Origin of the sequence: Enterococcus infantis (assembly GCF_049166715.1) — a bacterium.
GTDB lineage: Bacteria > Bacillota > Bacilli > Lactobacillales > Enterococcaceae > Enterococcus_C > Enterococcus_C leclercqii.
In genome coordinates this window covers 104,231-123,526 of the sequence record NZ_JBMHFB010000003.1, presented here as the reverse complement: position 1 = coordinate 123,526, position 19,296 = coordinate 104,231, and the positions used below count along the sequence as shown (strand labels likewise).

Annotated in this window: 17 protein-coding genes; 10 read left to right on the top strand and 7 right to left on the bottom strand. The window is 46.5% G+C overall.

All coding sequences use genetic code 11. From position 1 onward, the window contains the following. Nucleotides 1-76 precede the first annotated feature (76 nt). The 4 genes from ACOMA8_RS04625 to rsxC all read right to left on the bottom strand — a co-directional run bounded on the left by ACOMA8_RS04625 (nucleotide 77) and on the right by rsxC (nucleotide 4,552). Nucleotides 77-1,477 (bottom strand): gluconokinase, encoded by a 1,401-nt coding sequence (locus ACOMA8_RS04625; RefSeq protein ID WP_421368883.1) that lies wholly within the window; start codon nucleotides 1,475-1,477, stop codon nucleotides 77-79. Nucleotides 1,478-1,551: 74 nt separating this feature from the next. Continuing rightward, entirely contained in the window at nucleotides 1,552-2,133 is a 582-nt protein-coding gene (locus tag ACOMA8_RS04620; RefSeq protein ID WP_421368882.1) for a hypothetical protein, read from the bottom strand. Between the two features lie 11 nt (nucleotides 2,134-2,144). Next, nucleotides 2,145-3,230, bottom strand: a complete 1,086-nt coding sequence (locus ACOMA8_RS04615) for an RnfABCDGE type electron transport complex subunit D (RefSeq protein ID WP_421368880.1) — start codon at nucleotides 3,228-3,230, stop codon at nucleotides 2,145-2,147. Next, a complete protein-coding gene (gene rsxC, locus ACOMA8_RS04610) occupies nucleotides 3,227-4,552 on the bottom strand; it encodes an electron transport complex subunit RsxC (protein ID WP_161900324.1) in 1,326 nt (441 codons plus the stop codon). The genes ACOMA8_RS04615 and rsxC overlap by 4 nt, the downstream gene beginning before the upstream one ends. 282 nt (nucleotides 4,553-4,834) lie before the next feature. Here rsxC and ACOMA8_RS04605 point away from each other — a divergent pair, with 282 nt between their 5' ends. From ACOMA8_RS04605 to ACOMA8_RS04595, 3 genes are all read left to right on the top strand, one after another. After that, nucleotides 4,835-5,203 carry a PadR family transcriptional regulator gene (locus tag ACOMA8_RS04605; protein WP_161900325.1) on the top strand — a complete coding sequence of 123 codons (369 nt, stop codon included), beginning with the start codon at nucleotides 4,835-4,837 and terminating at the stop codon, nucleotides 5,201-5,203. 166 nt (nucleotides 5,204-5,369) lie between these two features. Continuing rightward, nucleotides 5,370-6,920, top strand: coding sequence for a DUF4097 family beta strand repeat-containing protein (locus tag ACOMA8_RS04600; protein ID WP_421368877.1), 1,551 nt, complete (start codon nucleotides 5,370-5,372; stop codon nucleotides 6,918-6,920). A 242-nt stretch (nucleotides 6,921-7,162) separates the two neighbouring features. Further along, nucleotides 7,163-8,134, top strand: coding sequence for a GIY-YIG nuclease family protein (locus ACOMA8_RS04595; RefSeq protein WP_421368875.1), 972 nt, complete (start codon nucleotides 7,163-7,165; stop codon nucleotides 8,132-8,134). Between the two features lie 244 nt (nucleotides 8,135-8,378). Here ACOMA8_RS04595 and ACOMA8_RS04590 read toward each other — a convergent pair whose 3' ends face one another. From ACOMA8_RS04590 to treP, 3 genes are all read right to left on the bottom strand, one after another. Continuing rightward, the gene (locus tag ACOMA8_RS04590) at nucleotides 8,379-10,139 is read right to left on the bottom strand and encodes a metal ABC transporter permease subunit (RefSeq protein WP_421368873.1); all 1,761 of its coding nucleotides are present in this window, start codon (nucleotides 10,137-10,139) and stop codon (nucleotides 8,379-8,381) included. Next, nucleotides 10,136-10,858 carry a metal ABC transporter ATP-binding protein gene (locus ACOMA8_RS04585; protein WP_421368870.1) on the bottom strand — a complete coding sequence of 241 codons (723 nt, stop codon included), beginning with the start codon at nucleotides 10,856-10,858 and terminating at the stop codon, nucleotides 10,136-10,138. The genes ACOMA8_RS04590 and ACOMA8_RS04585 overlap by 4 nt, the downstream gene beginning before the upstream one ends. A gap of 235 nt (nucleotides 10,859-11,093) precedes the next feature. After that, nucleotides 11,094-13,106, bottom strand: a complete 2,013-nt coding sequence (treP, locus tag ACOMA8_RS04580; protein ID WP_161900330.1) for a PTS system trehalose-specific EIIBC component — start codon at nucleotides 13,104-13,106, stop codon at nucleotides 11,094-11,096. A gap of 391 nt (nucleotides 13,107-13,497) precedes the next feature. Here treP and ACOMA8_RS04575 point away from each other — a divergent pair, with 391 nt between their 5' ends. From ACOMA8_RS04575 to rpmF, 7 genes are all read left to right on the top strand, one after another. Continuing rightward, complete coding sequence (locus ACOMA8_RS04575; protein ID WP_421368868.1) at nucleotides 13,498-16,149, top strand: glycoside hydrolase family 65 protein; 2,652 nt, start codon at nucleotides 13,498-13,500, stop codon at nucleotides 16,147-16,149. Nucleotides 16,150-16,203: 54 nt separating this feature from the next. After that, a complete protein-coding gene (gene pgmB / locus ACOMA8_RS04570; RefSeq protein WP_161900332.1) occupies nucleotides 16,204-16,854 on the top strand; it encodes a beta-phosphoglucomutase in 651 nt (216 codons plus the stop codon). Between the two features lie 592 nt (nucleotides 16,855-17,446). Continuing rightward, on the top strand, nucleotides 17,447-18,163 hold the full coding sequence (gene treR, locus ACOMA8_RS04565; protein WP_161900333.1) for a trehalose operon repressor: 717 nt from the start codon (nucleotides 17,447-17,449) through the stop codon (nucleotides 18,161-18,163). Nucleotides 18,164-18,388: 225 nt separating this feature from the next. Next, a complete protein-coding gene (gene rpmG / locus ACOMA8_RS04560; RefSeq protein WP_161900334.1) occupies nucleotides 18,389-18,538 on the top strand; it encodes a 50S ribosomal protein L33 in 150 nt (49 codons plus the stop codon). Continuing rightward, nucleotides 18,539-18,808, top strand: coding sequence for a 30S ribosomal protein S14 (rpsN, locus tag ACOMA8_RS04555; protein ID WP_421368865.1), 270 nt, complete (start codon nucleotides 18,539-18,541; stop codon nucleotides 18,806-18,808). Between the two features lie 53 nt (nucleotides 18,809-18,861). Next, nucleotides 18,862-19,005, top strand: coding sequence for a putative metal homeostasis protein (locus ACOMA8_RS04550; protein WP_161900336.1), 144 nt, complete (start codon nucleotides 18,862-18,864; stop codon nucleotides 19,003-19,005). Between the two features lie 116 nt (nucleotides 19,006-19,121). Next, nucleotides 19,122-19,292 carry a 50S ribosomal protein L32 gene (gene rpmF / locus ACOMA8_RS04545; protein WP_161900337.1) on the top strand — a complete coding sequence of 57 codons (171 nt, stop codon included), beginning with the start codon at nucleotides 19,122-19,124 and terminating at the stop codon, nucleotides 19,290-19,292. Nucleotides 19,293-19,296 lie beyond the last annotated feature (4 nt).

Sequence of the window (19,296 nt, the reverse complement as noted above, 5' to 3'; positions counted from 1 at the left end):
GATTACTCATATCTCTGCTAAGCTTGTATGATAAAGGTTTCCCGTATTCTTATAGAAAATCAACTGGCGCCACAACTCACACAAAATCAAAATAATTCTCGCTGAGTTTGGCATACTTCTGATAGTTTTCAGGATTCCAAGACAGTTCTGTGCCAGAGTTTTTAGGCGGCGTTGGTTTTTCCTTCAGCCAAGCATACAAGCCGAAAATAGGCTCGTTTTCTTCAGAAAGAACGCCTTGGCAGCCTAATATATCCAAGGTCAGCTGTGTGAGAGCTGTTGTTTGGAAAAAACCGCCGCTTAAAGTGATCTCATCCGTGACACCCGCCATTTCCGCCAGTATGTTGACATTTAACAATAGACCTTCAACGACGCTTCTGATTAATTGTGCCTGTTTAGTATCAACGGTCAGTCCCTGAAACCCAGCTGTAACCGCGGTACGCCAATAGGGTGCCCGCTCCCCGTTAATGAAAGGTGCAAATCTGACCCCGTCTGAACCGACGGCTGTTTGTGCCAGGATTTCCGGCAATTTCTGATAAAAGCGCTGGGGAGCCTGCGGGAAAAATACGTTAGCGGCCCACTGTAAGACACAGCCGCCATTGTTGGAGGGCGCCCCAGTGACGAACCAGTCATTATTTAAAACGTAACAAAAATTTTGACGGACAGGATCCAGCTTTGGCTCTTTGCGCAAAACTCGCACTGCTGCACTGGTGCCAATCGTTAAGCTATTAGCAATACCCGTGTAGTGATAGCCGGCAAAAGCTGCTAGACAGCCATCGCTAGCGCCGGCGTACACGTTACTTGTCAGCGGCAGACCCAGCTCTGTTGCCAAGTCCGCGGTGATAGTAAACGCCTTTGACCCGTCTACGATTCGAGCCATCTGCGGCTTTTTGATTCCCAGATAGGCCAGTATTTTTTCATCCCAGCTGCCACTAGCTAACTGATATAGTCCCGTGGCAGAAGCAGTGGCGGCATCAATAACTGTTTCACCAGTAAAGGTCGTCAGCAATAGCTCTTTTACCCCCAACCAGCGGGTTTCTTGCGGATAAGCACCAGTCTTTTGCAGAAAATCAATCTTAGCAAAAGTTGACATGGCATGAATTGGCGTTCCAGTAGCTAAGTAAAAGTCCTGTGCTTGTTGTGTTTTACGAAACTCTTCCATAAAAGGTCCGGCCTGACGATCCGACCAGAGAAAAATCTTGCCGGCTGTAAGGTCCATCTCCGGAGGCTGCGGCAACAGGCTGTGCATAGCCGTACTGAAGGCAATATCAGTAATCCGACTGCGGAAGGTTTCTGGAATTAAACCAATCAATTCCTTGACTGCCGCTAACACCTCAGCAGCTTTTTGATAGCGATCTATCCCATAATCAGAATACGTGACCAGCGCTGCCTGCCCGTGATGGCGCAACTGACCGGCTTCGATAACACCCAGTTTTACTGCCGTCGTCCCCACATCAATTCCTAAAAATAATTCTTCCATCTCCTGCTGCCTCACTTTCTACGCAAAGAAAGTCTAGCCGAACTGCGAAAATTTCGCAACCCAGCCAGACTCTTTCAGAAAATTTCCTCGAAGAAAACGCCACGGAAAAAGGACAAACTCAAAAAAATCAGAAATAGCAAAATCAGCTGAATTGGAAGGCCCTGTAACGGTTTTGGAATTGGTGCAATCCGCAGTCGGTCCTGAATACCAGCAGACAGAATGCCGCAAAGCCAAAAGAAACCTAGACTTAAGCCCCCTTGATAAAGACTGTCCCCCACATCCGCCAGATGCAAGCCACTGGTCAAAGCCAAAACAATCAGAATCGGTAATAGGACTACCAATTGCCGTTGCGACAAAAGGGCCCAAGTTGTTCGTCCCAGCAGTTTTGCTGTCGCCAAGCTAAAACAGCCGGTAGTCAATCCTAAAAGCAAAGGTCCCATAACTGGTTCGTTGCCGTTGGAAACAAACGACGGTGGTAGTAACAAAGACAGCAACAGCCCGCAAGCAGCACCAACAGTAATCATTGTTGTCAAAAGAATGGTTTGCAACAGTCGACTAATCTTATTTGGTTCCCCAATTTGCCGACCATTTTCTTCTGTCAAATTCACAATAGCCACTATGCCAAGAAACATAACTATTCGAATCGCTAAATTCATAAGTTTCTCCCCTATCTATCCAGCTTTATATTCAGCGTAGAATTTCCTGGTTCACCCAGAACCCGGCGCCGAAACAGACGATCAATCAAAGGCACACAACAATTCATGATCAATATTGCATAGCTGACTCCTTCATTTGTAGGGCCCCAAAATCGCAGGATCACTATTAGCAGGCCAATACCGGTGGCATACAAACATTCACCTACTGTCGTAGAAGGACTCGAGGAATAGTCGGTGGCCATAAAGACAGCTCCCAATAGCAGCCCGCCTCCCAGAATGTGGCCAACTACTGTCTGCCAAGAAGCCAAATTCCCAGGTTCAGCAAATAGCCAAGCCCCTACTGCCACCACAGCGACCATTATCAGCGGAATATGAACCCGGATGATTTTTTGCCAGATTAAAAAAATAGCTGCCAATAAAATCAAAAGTGCCGATGTTTCTCCGATTCGCCCGCCGGTATTGCCCACCAGCATGTCCAAAAGTGTCTCGGTAGTTGGCAGCTCGCCTGCTTTCATAGCAGCTAGTGGTGTGGCATGGGTCGTGGCATCTATTGTGGCCTGCTCCACAGCTTCCGGTGAAATTCTGTTAAAAGGCGGATTTGGCCAGCTGATTCGAAACATTTCTTCAAAGAACAAACCTACTAACAGGGCACGTCCTCCTAGTGCGGGATTCAAAAAATTATAGCCGATGCCGCCAAAAAACTCTTTGACAACGACGATTGCGAAAGCCGCTCCGATTACCGGAAAATACCAAGGTGCAGAAGGCGGCAGGTTCATAGCCAACAGCAATCCGGTGACCACCGCACTCAGATCAAAGGTCAGTTTTTTTCCTTGGACCTTGAACCAGATTATCTCCGAAAGTTGTGCCGTTCCCACCGCCAGAATATAAAGTAGATACACTCGCCAGCCGAACCAAAAACCCGATAACAATCCGATTGGTAGCAAAGCTAACGTGACAGTTCCCATGATGCGACGGCTTGACACATCTCCGGTTAAATGCGGGTTCGGCGCGGTTTGCAGCTGACTGCATTCTCCTGCTAACTGCTGGATAGACACTGCCTGTTCTTCAGAAACTGCCTGTTTTTCCAGTTTACTCATTTTTCCGCCGCCTCCTTCTTTAGCTTGCCGATGGTTTGCTTGGCTTCATTGATTGTGGCTGCCAAATGTCGACGAGACGGACAAACATAACTACAACACCCGCAGTTGATGCATTGCTCCGCTTGTAGTTGTTCACAGCGAACCAGCTCACCACTTCGCATCGCTTGATCGATATTTTGTGGCTCCAGACGGATAGGACAGCTGGCCACACAGCGATTGCAGCGAATACACGGTTCTTCGGTAAATAGGCGATCATGACTTCGGTTCAAAACCACCAATCCATTTGAACCCTTTGTTAGCGGTGTGTCTAACTCATGGAGAGTCCGCCCCATCATCGGTCCACCATGAATGATGCGAATCGGCGGTCCACCGATAAAACCACCACAAAAAGCAATCAATTCTCCGGCACAGGTGCCCAGCGGAAATTCCACTACTCGTCGGCTGCCAACGTCACCAGTAATGGTCACATAGCGTCTGGTCAACGGACGATAATCATCGACGGCCTCGGCTAAAGCTTTGGAGGTGGCAACATTCATCGTATAAGCTCCCGTTTCTACTGTCCGACCTCCCATGGGTGACTCAGCACCAATTAAAGTTTCCAAAAGCTGCTTTTCCCCACCTTGAGGATAACGAATCGGTAAAACGTGAACTTCGCAATCTACAATATTCGCACTGGCTTTTTGCATAGCGGCAATGGCTAGTGGTTTATCCGCTTCAATCCCCACTAGAATCTTTTCCGCATGTAAAAGCTCCCGCGCAATCTCTCCTCCGCGGATAATTTTCTGGGCTTCTCGCTGCATGAGGTAGTCATCGGCATGGATAAATGGCTCACACTCCGCTCCATTTAACACGACAAAGCGAACATCCACATGATCGGCCGGCTTTAGTTTGACATGTGTTGGAAAGGTCGCCCCACCCAGCCCTACAACACCAGCTTCCCGTACTCTTTCTGCCATTGTCGTCTCGCGACTTAGCTGCTGTACTATTTCTTGATTTGCAGATAGCTCTCGGCGAATGACCACTGCTGTTTGAGTGCCACCGGCTAAGTTAGGGACTTCACGAATGGCTGTCACTTCTCCGGTGATTGAGGCATGGACATGACCAGAAACTTCTGCTTCAGACATCGCGATAATCTGCCCTGCCTGCACACGGTCTCCCACAGCTACTTGAACTTCATTAGGTGCCCCGATGTGTTGGTCAAATGGAATCATTACTTCTATCGGTTCATAAACATAAAGCTCCGGTTCCAATCGAAAAAGTTCTTTTAGCTTCAATGTTGACGGCGCGAAATCTATGCCGCCGGTAAACTTTTGGATTTTCATCGCTCTTCTCCCCATTTCTCGCCGTCTCTGCGCCTTTTTCCTCACTGGCAGCTGCAGCTTTCTTCACAGCACTTCCTTCACTTGAAATACAATCGTTTTCACATATTAATGGTAACAAATTTCACAAGCTGGGAAAAGAAATCAGCTGACTCCTCCAAAAATAAGCAATTTGAAAAAAACTACTATTATTCATACTAAAGTACTATGTACAACAAAGTAGTGTGTGATACAATTAATTCAAACAAAAGCTGATTGCTGTCTCAGCAGAAAGGACGAGAACCTATGACCGAAACAATTTCCAAGGAGATGATTCGCGGCCATGTAGAAACCATCGTGCTGAATATCCTCAGTCAAGGAGATTCTTACGGCTATGCCATTTCCAAAACCGTGACCCAACTCAGCGACGGCGCCTATGACCTCAATGAAGCCACCCTTTACACCGTCTTTCGTCGTTTAGAAAAACAAGGGGCTATTGAGAGCTATTGGGGGGATCAGACCAAAGGCGGTCGGCGAAAATATTATCACCTGACTGCGCAAGGGCAAGAAACGTTGACCGCAGAAGTTGCCAACTGGCAAGTGGCTAAACAAATTCTCGATCAGCTGATTACTGGCAAACTCGCACCACAAACCGCTGCCACAACCGACGAATAATTTCCATTTGAAAAATTAGCTAGCCTTCAGTTATGAGAATTTTTAACCAAGATCAGAAGAAAGCGGTTCTTTATTCCACAACTAAGACGAAAAAAATCCCTGTCGCTATCACTGCTGTGTTCAGGTACAAGTAACTTTTCACTCAAAAGAGAAAGGCGGAAACAAAATGGCAAGTCGCTCAGAAGAATTGATCCAAACACGACTGGAAGAGATCTTCCAGCATTTTGAAGAAAACGAAGAGACCAGAGAATTTTATTTGGAAGTTCAATCTGATTTGAAGGAGGCTGTCTTGGACCGACTAGTGACTGGCGCAACGCCAGAAGCTGCCGTCGCCGCTGCCTTTCAAGAGGCCGGTGATTTGACGGAGCCTTTGAGTCAGTTGGCTCCTTTGAAAAAAGACACCTTGGCCCAATTAAAAGAAGAACATGCAGAACAGACTACTTCAATGCAACCAAAAGCGGCGGATTCGGAAAGGACAGATGAAGCCCGCAATGCAACGATCCAGCTTGAAGATTCCGAAGATGCAGACCTTCAGCAAGATTTGGCTGGTAACTTGCGGGACTTGGGTCGACAGCTGAAAGAAAACTTTGATCCTTTGAAAAACGACCTTCTTGGTATGGTGGACGACATGATCGGCGAGCCCTTATTGGCAAAAGGCCGGATCAAAGACAGTGCCCAACTGGAAGCCGCTTGGTGGCAAATGCAGGAAAAAGAAACCCTTTTTGATAAGCGCTATCACGTTTTAGGAGACACCATCAGTGAGTTGTCGTTGGAGCGTTTTACGCAAACCAACGTGGCACTATTTGCCAGCCAAGACGACAACTTTCAGATTATCGAACGAATCAATCAGCAAGATGAAAGCCTATTTTCTGATTGTGAACAAGAAGATGGCTACCTAATTCTGCGGGAAGGCCCGCGACCACATTTTTCTTGGCAGCTGAAAAGTTGGCTCACCATTTACGTTCCACAACATTTTGCAGGAACACTCCAGATCAATACTACGAGTGGTCGCATCTGGTTAGGCGGTCTGTCAGAGCTTGCGGAAACTCAGCTGGCGACGACTGCTGGTTCGCTGATTTTACGAGAGCAAGACAGCCGCTATCTGACGGTTTCTTCGACTAGCGGCAGTGTGGATTTGCGGCAAGTACAGGCCGAAGAAGCTGAGGTCAATGCGACTTCCGGTTCAATCCGCATCAAAAAATTTGCTTTACAATACCTGCGGGCAACGACTGCCAGCGGAAGTCTCGGCCTATCTGATGGTCGCTCTCAGGAATTGACTGCAACGGCGACTAGCGGCAGCGTCAAAATTGCCGCCGTCACCGCCGACTATTTGACTGCTGCTACCAAGAGCGGCTCTTTAAAACTTCATGAAAGTAAAATTGGTGAAATAGACGGCAGCACTCGCAGCGGCTCTCTGCATTTTGATGAGCTGCAGACTTCCGGGACGTTAAAAACAACTTCCGGATCGATTAATGGCAGCCGGTTAACACTGACCGAAGAGCTGGAAATCGGTACGAAATCCGGCAGTATTCGTCTGCAGATGGCACCTGAGCAATCCTATGATTTCGACTTGAAATCTGGCAGTGGCAGCACCCACCACAGCGGCGAGATCCACAATCGTTTTTCTTCTCGGAAACAGTTGGCCGGGACCATCGGCACTGCCCCCACCTTCAGCCTGACTGCTACTAGCAAAAGTGGTAGTATCACCGTGAGCTAATTAAGTGCAACAACTAAAAATGGCCAATGTGCAACCAGCAACAGACGGCAATCTTCCTTTAAAAAGGCTGGAAGATTGCCGTCTGTTCGCAGTTAAAGATTTCAGAGGCTGATACTGTCAAGCTTGCTAATTTAGGAACAATCGTAAACACGGCATTTTTTCCTGAAGCTCCTAACAGAAAGGGGCCTCTTTCCAAAAAGGCGGCGCTTGTTTTCCGAGTGGATTTCTGTTATTTTTCATCCATGGAAACTATACAAGACAAACTGCGCCGATTGCCAGAACTCCCGGGCATCTACTTGATGAAGGATACTCACGGGGCAATCTTTTACGTAGGCAAAGCCAAAAATTTGAAAAATCGTGTTCGTTCATATTTTCAGCACAATAATCAGCACTCCAAAAAAGTGCAGCGAATGGTTTGGAACATCGCTGATTTGGAATGGCGCGTCGTTGATACGGAGTTGGATGCACTTTTGCTGGAATGCCGCCTGATCCAAGAGCATCATCCACTGTACAATCGGGTGATGAATCATCACCGCAACTACGCCTATATTCATTTAACAAAAAATGGGGCCGAGCTTCTCCAAGAAAAGCTACCTCCTGATTCAGAAGTATCCCCTGCCACTTTTCAGCTGTCAGATGCGCAGGCGAAATCACCGAGTATTGTAGGCCCTTTTCGGCAGTACAAACAGCTTCCTCATTTATTGGAAGTATTGCAGGATACCTACCTGTTGCCAGGCATCAACCATCTGACAGAACTAGCTGTCAAGCGACAACTACCGGATATGGCGCAACAACAACTGACAGACCGGGTTTATCAAGTCCATCTGTTTTTCCAAGGAGAACCCACTGCTTTTTTTGATGACCTGCAAGCACGGATTGCCGCCAGCGCCCAACAACTGAACTTCGAAAATGCAGCGGAACTCCAACATCTGCTAGAAATGGCCCAACATTTTCATCGTTATCTCAAACAGCGGGCGTCTTTTCGGAAACAAAAAGCGGTGCTTTTTTCTCTGCCACTGGCTGACGGAAAGACCAAAAAGCTTTATCTGGTCAGCTGTGGACAGTTATTAGCCACTCAGCTGCTGCCCTTGGAGGCACCGGAAACCTTTGATCTCAAGCCACTGTCGACACCGCCGCCATTGACTAAATCCGCAGTGGATCCAGAAGATATTCTGATGAATTATATAATGCGAGCCACTGCAGAAAACAATTGATGCCAGTGATATCCCAGGGTTCTTTTCATAATAAAGGAATAGACCCCACCGCTATGTCGTTTGTTTGACTGACTGATTTCTCCAATCTGCTTTCTAATGAAAAGACACGTCACTTCACTGTTTTTAATGGAAGTGACGTGTCTTTTGGGGTTCTCCTTGCGTATTTTTTGCTTCGGAGGACAGTGACTAAACGCTTGTCACCGCCCTGTACTTTTTAATTCCAATTCAAGGGAAATTTTGTTACTTATTCTCCCGCTAATCCAGCATAAATTTTTTCCAGATTCCACTTCATCATATTGTAATAGCTGTCACCAGGGTTCCCGGGTTCAGCGATGGAATCTGTAAAAATCTCTGCGTAAATAGGGATGCCGCTATCCTTTGAAACGCTTTGCATCGGTTTTTTGTTGACGGAACTTTCCACAAAGAGAGCTTTGACATCGGAGACCTTCAGTTGGTCCACCAAACTTGTAATCTGTGCGGGTGTTCCTTCTTCTTCCGTATTGATTTCCCAAATATACGCTGAAGGTATTTGATAGGCTTTAGAGAAGTATTTGAAGCAGCCTTCACTGGTCACAATCAGCTTCTCTTTTTCCGGAATGGCTGCAAATTGTTTTTTGGCAGTCGCATCTAATTTTTGTAATTTGTCTCGATATGCCGTAAATCGTTCCTGATAGACTGCTTGATTGTCTGGGTCCTTTTCTTTTAGCGTCTGGTAAATATTCTCAGCGTACAAGATACCATTTTCGATATTCAACCACGCATGGGGATCTTCCTTGCCAGCCTCCGCCGCGCCTTCTAGATAGATCACATCGACACCATCACTGACGGCAAAATAGTCCTGTTCCGGTTTTTTACCCGCGTTATCCATCAGCTTAGTGAACCAACCATTGCCCCCTGTTTCTAAATTTAAGCCATTGTAAAAAATTACGTCGGACTCTACTGTTTTGCGCACATCTTCAGCTAAGGGTTCATATTCATGGGGATTTTTTCCCACCGGTACGATGCTGTGGAGCTGGACCTGATCGCCGGCAATCTCTTTTACCAGATCCGCCACAATCGAGTTTGTAGCAACTACTTGTAATTTTTCTTCCGCTGCTGCCGGTGCCAAAAAGCGTTGATAGCCGAAAATTCCCAGTCCGACAGCTGCCACTGCAATTGCTGCCAGCTTCCATTGTCTTGTACGTGTCTGCTCGTTTCGCTTTGGAGACAAAAGAAAACCTACCAAAAAGATTGCGGCGGCGGTCAATACGATACTGGATCCCGCCGCCAGATTGAAGCTGTAGCCAATGAAAAGCCCGATGATGGAAGAAATACCACCGATTGCAGAAGACAAGAGGATCATGTGTTTCAGCTGTTTGGTGAAAAGATACGCAGTCGCAGCTGGTGTAATCAGCATAGCTACCACCAAGATTGTTCCGACACTTTGCATTGCTGTCACTGAAACCAACGTCAACATCAACATCAGCAGGTAGTGATAGCGATTGACCTTCATCCCGAAAGCCTTGGCCATCATCGGATCAAAAGACGTCAAGAGCAGGGGGCGATAAAAAATCACTAATAGCGCGAGCACCAAAACGGCGATTGCAATCGTAATCCATTTGTCACTGTCTTGAACTGCCAAGACATTCCCAAATAAAATATGGAACAAATCAGTGGAGCTGTTGGCTACTCCGATCAAGATTACCCCCAGCGCCAAAAAGGAACTAAAGGTAATCCCGATAGCTGTATCGCTCTTAACCGTGCTATTGTTTGAGATATAGGTAATCAAGACACTGGCCAAAATTCCAAAAACAACAGCACCTACAAAAAAATTGATTCCCAGAATAAAAGACAATGCAACTCCCGGCAGTACTGCGTGGGAGATGGCATCTCCCATCAACGACATCCCTCGTAAAATGATAAAACAACCAATTGCACCGGCGACAATCCCAATGACCAGCGAAGTGATCAAGGCATTTTGCAAAAAGTGATACGCCAGCAGACCTTCAATAAAATGTGCAATCATGTCAGATCCCCTCCAATCAAAATGGCATCCCCATAAGCTTTTTTCAAATTATTTGGCGTAAAAACGTCAGCCATCTTACCAAATGCAATCAACTCTTTATTTAAAATCAAAACAGAATCAAAATAGTCACGGACTTTCCCTAAATCGTGATGCACGATAAAAATTTGGCGTCCAGCCCCTCGCAACTGTCGCAACAATGCCATGATAATCTGCTCACTGGCAGCATCAATTCCCACAAACGGCTCATCTAAAAAGATCAGCTGAGCATCTTGCACTAGCGTTCGTGCCAGCAGCACTCGTTGAAACTGCCCACCAGACAGCTCACCAATCTGGCGTTTGGCGAATGCTTCCATTTCAACAGCTGCCAGTGCGGCCATGACTTTGGGCCACTCTTTTCGCAACGATTGCCAAGGCCTCAGGTTAGGATATAGCCCTAGCGAAACAACTTCAGCCACGGTAATGGGAAAACTATAGTCTATGGCACTTTTTTGCTCTACATAAGCAATATCCCGCTGAACACTCTTTAATGGCTGTCCGTCGACGGTTACACTGCCTTTTGCCGGAATTAGTCCCAATGCGGCTTTGATAAACGTCGATTTACCCGCACCATTTGGTCCAATCAGACCGACGATTTGCGGCCCAGTTACGGTAAAACTCACCTGGTTTACGACAACCTGCTGTGGCGAATAGGCCGCCGTAATATTTTCAAAACGAATCATCTGCTTCACCTCGTTAATTATTTTCGGTTAACCGAAAAATATTGATGTTGCGCTTAGTATACCCTATCAATTATTTTTCGGCAAGCCTAAAAATCACGTTGCTGGTTTTCATGTTGGGCAGCCGCCACTCATCAGATCAGCTGCCTTTTAAAAGCCAACGTTTTTTTGCAGCATAAAAAGCCGTTGGAATACCCTTCTCGGCGTATTCCAACGGCTTCGATTTTTTGAATAAAGTTTAGCCGATAACGTCCACATGCCCGATGCGGCTTTGTTCAACGACTTCACCGGAATTATCCAGTGTCAAACTGGCAATTTTTTCGCCATTGGTAAAGACTACCAGCACATCTGTTTCTTTACCAGCAGCTTTTACTGCCTCTAGATCCATTTCTGCCAACAGGGTTTCTGGTGTGACCCGGTCGCCTTCTTTGACTTTGACATCAAAAGGCGCCCCCTTCAATTCGACAGTATCCAACCCCATGTGCACCAAGACTTCAGCTCCACCAGCGGTCTTGATTCCGATGGCATGTTTGGTTTCAAAAACACTGATTACTTGCCCGTAAACCGGCGCATAGATTTCCTGCGCTTTTGGTCGCACGGCAAATCCATCCCCCATCATTTTTTGTGAAAAGACTGGATCGTTGACTTGACCGATGGCGATAATCTGACCTTCCACTGGTGCATAGATGATTTCTTCTGTTACCGTATCAGGTGTCGCTCCGGCAACTTCATCTTTTGCCATATCCGCTACTGTCACAGCCGGTCCACTACCCGCTGCGCCGGCACCTGCTAAGGCTAAACCACCCTCATCCAGCACGGGTTCTACTTTATTCAAGGCTTTAACATTACGCAGCACATAGGTCATAACAAAGGTAACTGCCATCGTCAACAGCATCGAAGCAAATACCCATGGATAACTCTTGATTGGGAAAGATAAGAACCCAGGCAGACCGCCGACACCAATTCCCAACGCTCGTGAACCCGTCACCGTAATCAAAACTGCCCCTACAGCAGAACCGATCATAGCAGCTACAAAAGGATAAACATATTTCAAGTTGATCCCAAACATCGCCGGTTCTGTAACTCCCAAGTAAGCAGAAATTGTCGATGGTACTGAGACTTGTTCTTCTTTTTTATTGCCTTTATGTTGGAAATAAATAGCTAAAACGGCAGTCCCTTGTGCAATATTTGACAGCATAATCATCGGCCATAAGTTGGTGGTACCAAAATCTGATACTAACTGTTGGTCGATTGCCAATGTCGTATGGTGCAGCCCGGTAATTACTAACGGTGCATATAGCCCGCCAAATACCAAGCTGAACAACCAGTTCAATGAAGAAGACAGACCCGCATTAACAACAAAGGAAATACCTGAACCAATCTGCCAACCGATTGGGCCTAAAATAACATGAGCCGCGATGATTGTTGGCAACAGTGAAAACAGTGGAACAAAAATCATAGACACGGCTTCAGGAATCCGTTTACGGAAGAAGCGTTCCAGATAGACTAACAAAAAGCCTGCCAGCATCGCCGGAATAACTTGCGCTTGATAACCGATTTTTTCGATAGTGAAGTAACCGAAATCCCAAGTCCAGTTGGCTGCAATGTCAGCGGCGCTAGTTCCATTGACGGCATAAGCATTCAAGAGTTGTGGTGACACCAACGTGATCCCCAAGACAATCCCCAGAATTTGAGTCGTCCCCATCTTACGGGTAATGGACCAAGTGATCCCTACTGGTAAGAAGTGGAAGATTGCTTCGGCTGGCAGCCACAAGAACCCGTTGACGCCGTTCCAGAAGGTCGAGGCTTCTGTGATAGTCTGGTCATTTAAAATCCCCAGTGGTACCCCTTCCAAAAAATTGCGGAACCCGAGAATTAACCCCCCGATGATGATTGCCGGCAACAATGGCGTAAAGATTTCTGCCAGCGTTCCGATTGCTCGTTGAATCAGGTTCTGATTTTGTTTAGCAGCAGCTTTGCTCTGCTCTTTGGATACGCCTTCAATTCCCGATACAGCACTGAAATCATTGTAAAAAGTGGGGACATCATTGCCGATGATCACTTGGAACTGCCCGGCATTGGTGAACATTCCTTTTACGCTAGGAATATCCTCAATCGCTTTTTCATTGGCTTTGCTTTGATCATTCAGAACAAAGCGCATGCGCGTGGCACAGTGAGTCACAGCGGAGATATTTTCTTTGCCGCCGATCTCCTGCAACAGCTTTTCAGCATCTTCTTGATACTTGCCCATAAGATTAGGCTCCTTTCTTTCACACGACTGCCTCCTTTGACCTTAGCCAATCAGGCAGCAAAAACAACACTTGTATATATAAGTTCAACTACAAAACAATCATAACGGGAACGGCAAAATAATGCAAGCGTTTTACTTAGTTTTGTTGAATATTTTCCTTGTTGGACTTTCTGCTACCATGTCAACAAAAAAGCCCTACTATTAATGTTTCTGTTTGTTGCATAATTATTGCATACCATTAATTGCGAAATTATTAATATCTAACGGATAACATTTGAAATCGCTGACAAAGTTCGTTATAATAAAATTGCATGTATAGACAAGTTGGCAGAAGCAGGCTCTCAAATAGAAAGGAGCGCAGGAAGATGGCGATCATCTTCCGCTACCGAATATGAAACTAAACAAGATAACCATCCATGACCACAATTGGCAGGCCGAAACACCAGATGGTCAACAGCGCAGCTTCACTGGACTCCCTTCAGAAGCCGCAATCGAACTAAAAAATTGGCTGCAACGACATCCCGCTGACGGTGGTATCCTAAACAGCCCCCAACCGGTTTTAATTGATTTTCCTGAAGGACTCTTGGAATTGTCCCAGTGGCTGACAGAAAATCTAAACCAACCCTACGTTGCTAATACCACAGAAGCAGACTTTGCCACCGCTGCCCAACAGCTTTCCTGGCGCTTGGATTATTACGGGTTGCGTCCGGGCAAAGACGAATACTCAGTTGAATCCCTTTTAACCGTTGGTAATGGTTTTATGGGCTTGCGGGGAACGACTCCGGAGATGGAAATCAGCGAAGCGACCTATCCCGCGACCTATCTAGCTAGTCTTTACAACACCGCCTATTCCCAAGTAGCAGACCGGACCATTGCCAATGAGGATTTCGTTAATGCCCCTAATTTGCAGAAAATTTATCCCGTGATTGATGGTGAAAAAATCACAGTCACAGCAGAAAATGTTTCCTCGTTGCATCGTTCACTGGATCTGCGCACAGGAATCATGACGTCTAGAGGAATCCTCCAATTGGCAGACGGCCGTAAACTTGCAATAGAGACCGAAAAGATCGTCAGCATGGCTCAGCGAGAGTTTTACAGTCTGCGTTATCGGGTGTCACCCATCGGTTTTTCTGGTGAAATCCAATTAGTCACAGAAGCAGACGGCACAGTCTACAATTATAACGTGGCTCGTTACCGCAGCTTGGAAAACCGCCATCTGGAACTCTTGAAAACTGCCGTCGATGGCCCGCGGGCAATGCTGGCAGCCCGCACCAAAAACTCGCAAATTACTCTTTTGCAACAGTCTTATCTAGCCGGATCGCTTTTGCAAAATGCCACTCTCACTACTGAGGCTACCGCAGAAAAAGTTTTCCAAACGGTAACCTTTGCAGCCCAGGCGAATCACTGGTATGAAATTGAAAAGACTGTTCGAGTAGCTCAAGCTCGTAAAGAAGAACCCCAGCTGCCATTAGAGTTAGCTGCAACGGCATTTCCTAAGTTTTCCGAACTAGCCCAAGCTTCGGCGGCGGCTTGGCAGCAGCTATGGCAAAAAGCGGCGGTAACTGTCGAAGGCGATCTCATGAGTCAGAAACTTTTAAATATCCATACCTTTCACTTGCTAGCTTCAGCTTCTCCCAACGGAAATCAAGAGCTGGATGCGTCTGTCACTGCCCGTGGACTTCATGGGGAGGCTTATCGTGGACATATCTTCTGGGATGAGCTTTTCATCTTGCCTTTTTACATCCTGCGTTTTCCTGAAACTGCACGTCAGCTCTTGCTGTATCGCTACTTGCGCTTACCGGCTGCTAAAATTGATGCCGCCAATGCCGGTTATCAAGGGGCGATGTTCCCTTGGCAATCAGGGCTTGAAGGTACCGAGCAATCCCAAGAGCTCCACCTGAATCCGATTAGCGGCGAATGGAAAGAAGACCACAGCCGACGTCAGCGCCACGTTTCCTTAGCTATCGCCTACAATGTTTGGCAATATTGGCACAACACCGGTGATCGAGAATTCATGGAAAATTACGGTCTCGAACTGATCTTGGAGATTGCTCATTTTTGGCAGAGCATCGCCCAGTTTGATGAAGCAAAGAAACGCTACTCCATCGCCGGTGTTATGGGCCCGGATGAATTCCACGAAGCCTATCCGGGAGCAGCAGAAGGTGGCTTAAAAGACAATGCCTACACCAATATGATGGTGGTCTGGCTCTTTGAAGAAGTTGCCGCTTTAAAAGCTGAATTAGGCAGTGAAACTTTTGCAGCCGTCCAAGAAAAGACCGGAGTCACAGACGCGGTGGTTGCAACTATGGAAACTATTCGCCACCAGCTGCGGTTAGTGATTGACGAGGCTGGTATCATCGCCCAATTTGACGGCTACTTCCAACTTAAAGATCTAGACTGGGAGGCGTATCGGAAAAAGTATGGCAACATTTACCGATTGGACCGTATCTTAAATGCTGAGGGCCAGTCTGCTGACGACTATAAAGTGGCCAAGCAAGCAGACAGCCTGATGATTTATTACAACTTTTCTAAAGGCCAAGTAGACGAGATTTTGCATGACCTGGGCTATAAAAAGCAACTGCCGCAAGACTATGTCTCCGCCAATCTCCATTATTACCTGGCTCGTACGTCCCACGGATCTACTTTGTCTCGCGTCGTCCATGCCCAGCTGGCGGCAATGGTGGGTGAGAACGATCTGGCTTGGCAGCTGTATCAGGAAGCCCTGTATTCTGATTATCGGGATATTCAAGGCGGGACCACTGCCGAAGGAATCCACGCCGGTGTCATGGCAGCAACCTTGTACATCCCCCTCACCACTTTTGCCGGGATGGATGTCCGCGAAGACCTCCTGCACTTTGATCCGCATCTGCCACAAGCTTGGAAGTCAGTGGCCTATCACATTACCGTGAAAACTATCGACTATTCCGTGAAAGTCACGACTGACGAGGTTATCTTGACTGCTAGTCAGCCGACTCGTGTTATCATCAATGGAGAAACCATCACCTTAAAAGCCAACGAACAGACAGTCATTGCCTACGCGTAACTGGACAGTAAAGCAAAACCTGTAAGCCAAATTATAAAAAGGAGCAATCATTTCATGAAAAAAGGGTTAGTATTCGATCTGGACGGTGTAATCACCGATACTGCAAAATTCCACTTTCTCGCTTGGCGGGATTTAGGCAAAGAGATTGGCATCGATGTTGATCTTAAGTTCAACGAGCAATTGAAAGGAATCAGTCGCATGGATTCGTTGGAGCGCATCTTAGTTCATGGTGGGCGTCAAAACGATTTCACCCAAGCTGAAAAAGAAGCTTTAGCCGCTAAAAAAAATACCCACTATGTTGAATTGCTGCAGGATCTGACACCGGCAGACTTGCTGCCTGGAGTCAAAACCTTCTTAGAGGAGGCCCAAGCAAAAAAAGTTCCTTGTGCCATCGCTTCCGCCTCCAAAAATGCACCTTTCATTTTGGAAAAACTGGGCGTTATCACGATGTTTGCTGCTATCGTAGACCCGGCGACACTCCACAAAGGCAAACCGGATCCTGAAATTTTCATCAAAGCTGCGGAAATGTTAGGCTTTACACCAGAGGAATGCGTCGGGTTCGAAGATGCACAAGCTGGACTGGATGGCATCAAAGCCAGCGGAATGTACGCAGTCGGAGTCCTCTCCGGGGAACCACTGCATGGAGCCGATCAGACCGTCCACGAATTGACGGAATTGGATCTGGATCAACTACTCCAAAAATGATCTAACACGCCACGGTGGAATAAGAGCAGCTGTCTTTAAGTCAGAAAAACAAACGAGGCTGTGACAACTGCGCTATCACCCTTCGCTGAAATGAACCTAACCAAATCTCAGACACACAAAAGACAAGTAACTTCCATTAAAAACTAGTGGCGGTTGCTTGTCTTTTCATCGTTAAACCTTTCAAACACTGAGAAATTTTGCTTTTAGCCAGCTGCATTGGCGTCATTTCCTTTTTCCTATTCGTTTTGTCACTTTTTCCTACAGCTACCTTTATTACTATTCTTTTATAGAACAATGACCAGATGCGTATCAGCGCCCCACTTCTCAGCCTTCCACTTCCTTCAAAAGCAGAAAGCCTTTACATTTTTTTATAAGAAACCCTGGAAATGCCGGATCGTGATTGTTTTTATAAGTAAAAATCCCTATAATGAAGACAACTGGGGGAAGTTGACTAGACAAGTTGTCCCCGCTATTTATACATGCCCAGTAGTCAAATTGTCTTTTGGCTGTTGGTCCAAGCTCGCAGCGCCATATTTGCCTCTGCCCGTCCTTTGCAGCTTGATGATGCATGATTACCTAAGGAGTTGTGTTCATGAATAAATTTCGTGAGATCTTTTTAGATTTGGAACAAAAGATCATCAATAAAGAATATCCGCCGCAAAGCCTGCTGCCTAGCGAAAATCAGCTGATTCAGATGTACGGTGTTTCCCGTGAAACAATTCGTAAAGCATTGAATCTACTGAAAAATGCCGGCTATATTCAGAAAAAACAGGGGAAAGGTTCCATCGTGTTGGATATGAATCGTTTTGATTTCCCTATCAGCGGATTGACGAGTTTCAAAGAACTCCAAAACGCTCAGCATATTCCCAATGAGACCCACGTCGCTGAGCTGAAAAAGATTGCCGTCTCCCCCAAGCTGCATCAAATCACCGATTGGCCAGTAGCTTCTGAGGCTTGGAAGCTGATCCGCCAAAGAAAGATTGATGGGGAAGTAGTCATCTTAGATCGAGATTATTTGAATGCCGGTATCATTCCCTTATTGCCCGAGAAAAAAGCCCAGGACTCCCTTTTTCAGTATTTTGAAAATGAGTTGGGCTTAGAGATTTCCTATGCTCAAAAGGAGATCACCGTCGAACCAGTCAATAAAGAAATCCGTGATTTGATGACCTTGACGCCGGAAGACCAGCATGTGGTGATTGTCCGCAGCTTGGTCTATTTGGAAGATACTCGTTGTTTCCAATACAGCGAATCCATCCATCGCCTGGACAAATTCCGCTTTGTAGATTTCGCTCGGCGACGACGGGTCTGAGCCTGATTTTAACCAGCTTTGAACTAGCTAGATATATCAGCTAGTTTGAGGCTGGTATTTTTTTTGAGCAAAAATCCTTGACGTCTCTGCAAGCTCCTGTTATACTTTCTCAGTTCAAATCGTAAAGGTTTCGTTTTACGCCTTGTAAATCGAAATCATTTCGACTACTTGCGACTTTTGACACACTGACGATTGTTGCTATCTGCAAAAAAGGAGCGAACAGCTATGAGACAAACGATCACATTGGAACACGCCCCTACTGGTGAGCGCCTGTACCTTACCACTAAAAATAAACGCAATACCCCTGAACGGCTTGAGCTGAAAAAATATTCGCCCAAGCTTCGCAAACATGTAATTTTTAAGGAGACGAAATAAATGGCTAAAAAATCTAAAATCGCTAAAGCCCGCAAACAAGAAGCACTGATTGCTCACTATGCGGAGCTGCGGCAGGAATTAAAAGCTGCCAAAGACTATGAAGGTCTGGCAAAACTGCCCGTCGACAGCAACCCCAACCGTTTGAAAAAGCGGGACCTGATTGATGGACGCCCCCGTGGCTACATGCGTAAATTCGGCATGTCCCGGATCAACTTCCGGCAATTGGCCCACAAAGGGCAAATCCCCGGCGTAAAAAAAGCCAGTTGGTAACCAACTGACACCGGAGCTCTCCGGTAAACAAAGAAAGGAGTGCCCCTATCCCTATGGAAAAGCAAGACTTGAGTAGCGCTTACCGCCGACTCAAAAGCCCGAATATCAAAACACGCAAACGTGCATTGAAGATCATCCATGACTACAAACGGGCTCGTAAAAAAACTTATTATACTCAATTAACTATCGGCAACTAAGCGGCGGCGAAAGAAAAGAGCAACATTTTTTCAGCTACTTCCTTGTTTCACCAGCTTAAAACCCGCAATCAGTTGTCTCGTTACTAGGATCAGAGGTAAGAGAGGAGGTCAACTTCATGGCAGTACCCGCACGAAAAACATCTAAAGCTAAAAAACGCCTGCGCCGAGGACACCATGCTCTTTCGGCAGCAGCCATCACTTTTGACGAAACCACCGGTGATTACCATCGCAGTCATCGGGTATCACTGAAAGGCTACTACAAAGGCCGGCAAGTCATTGACAAATAAACAG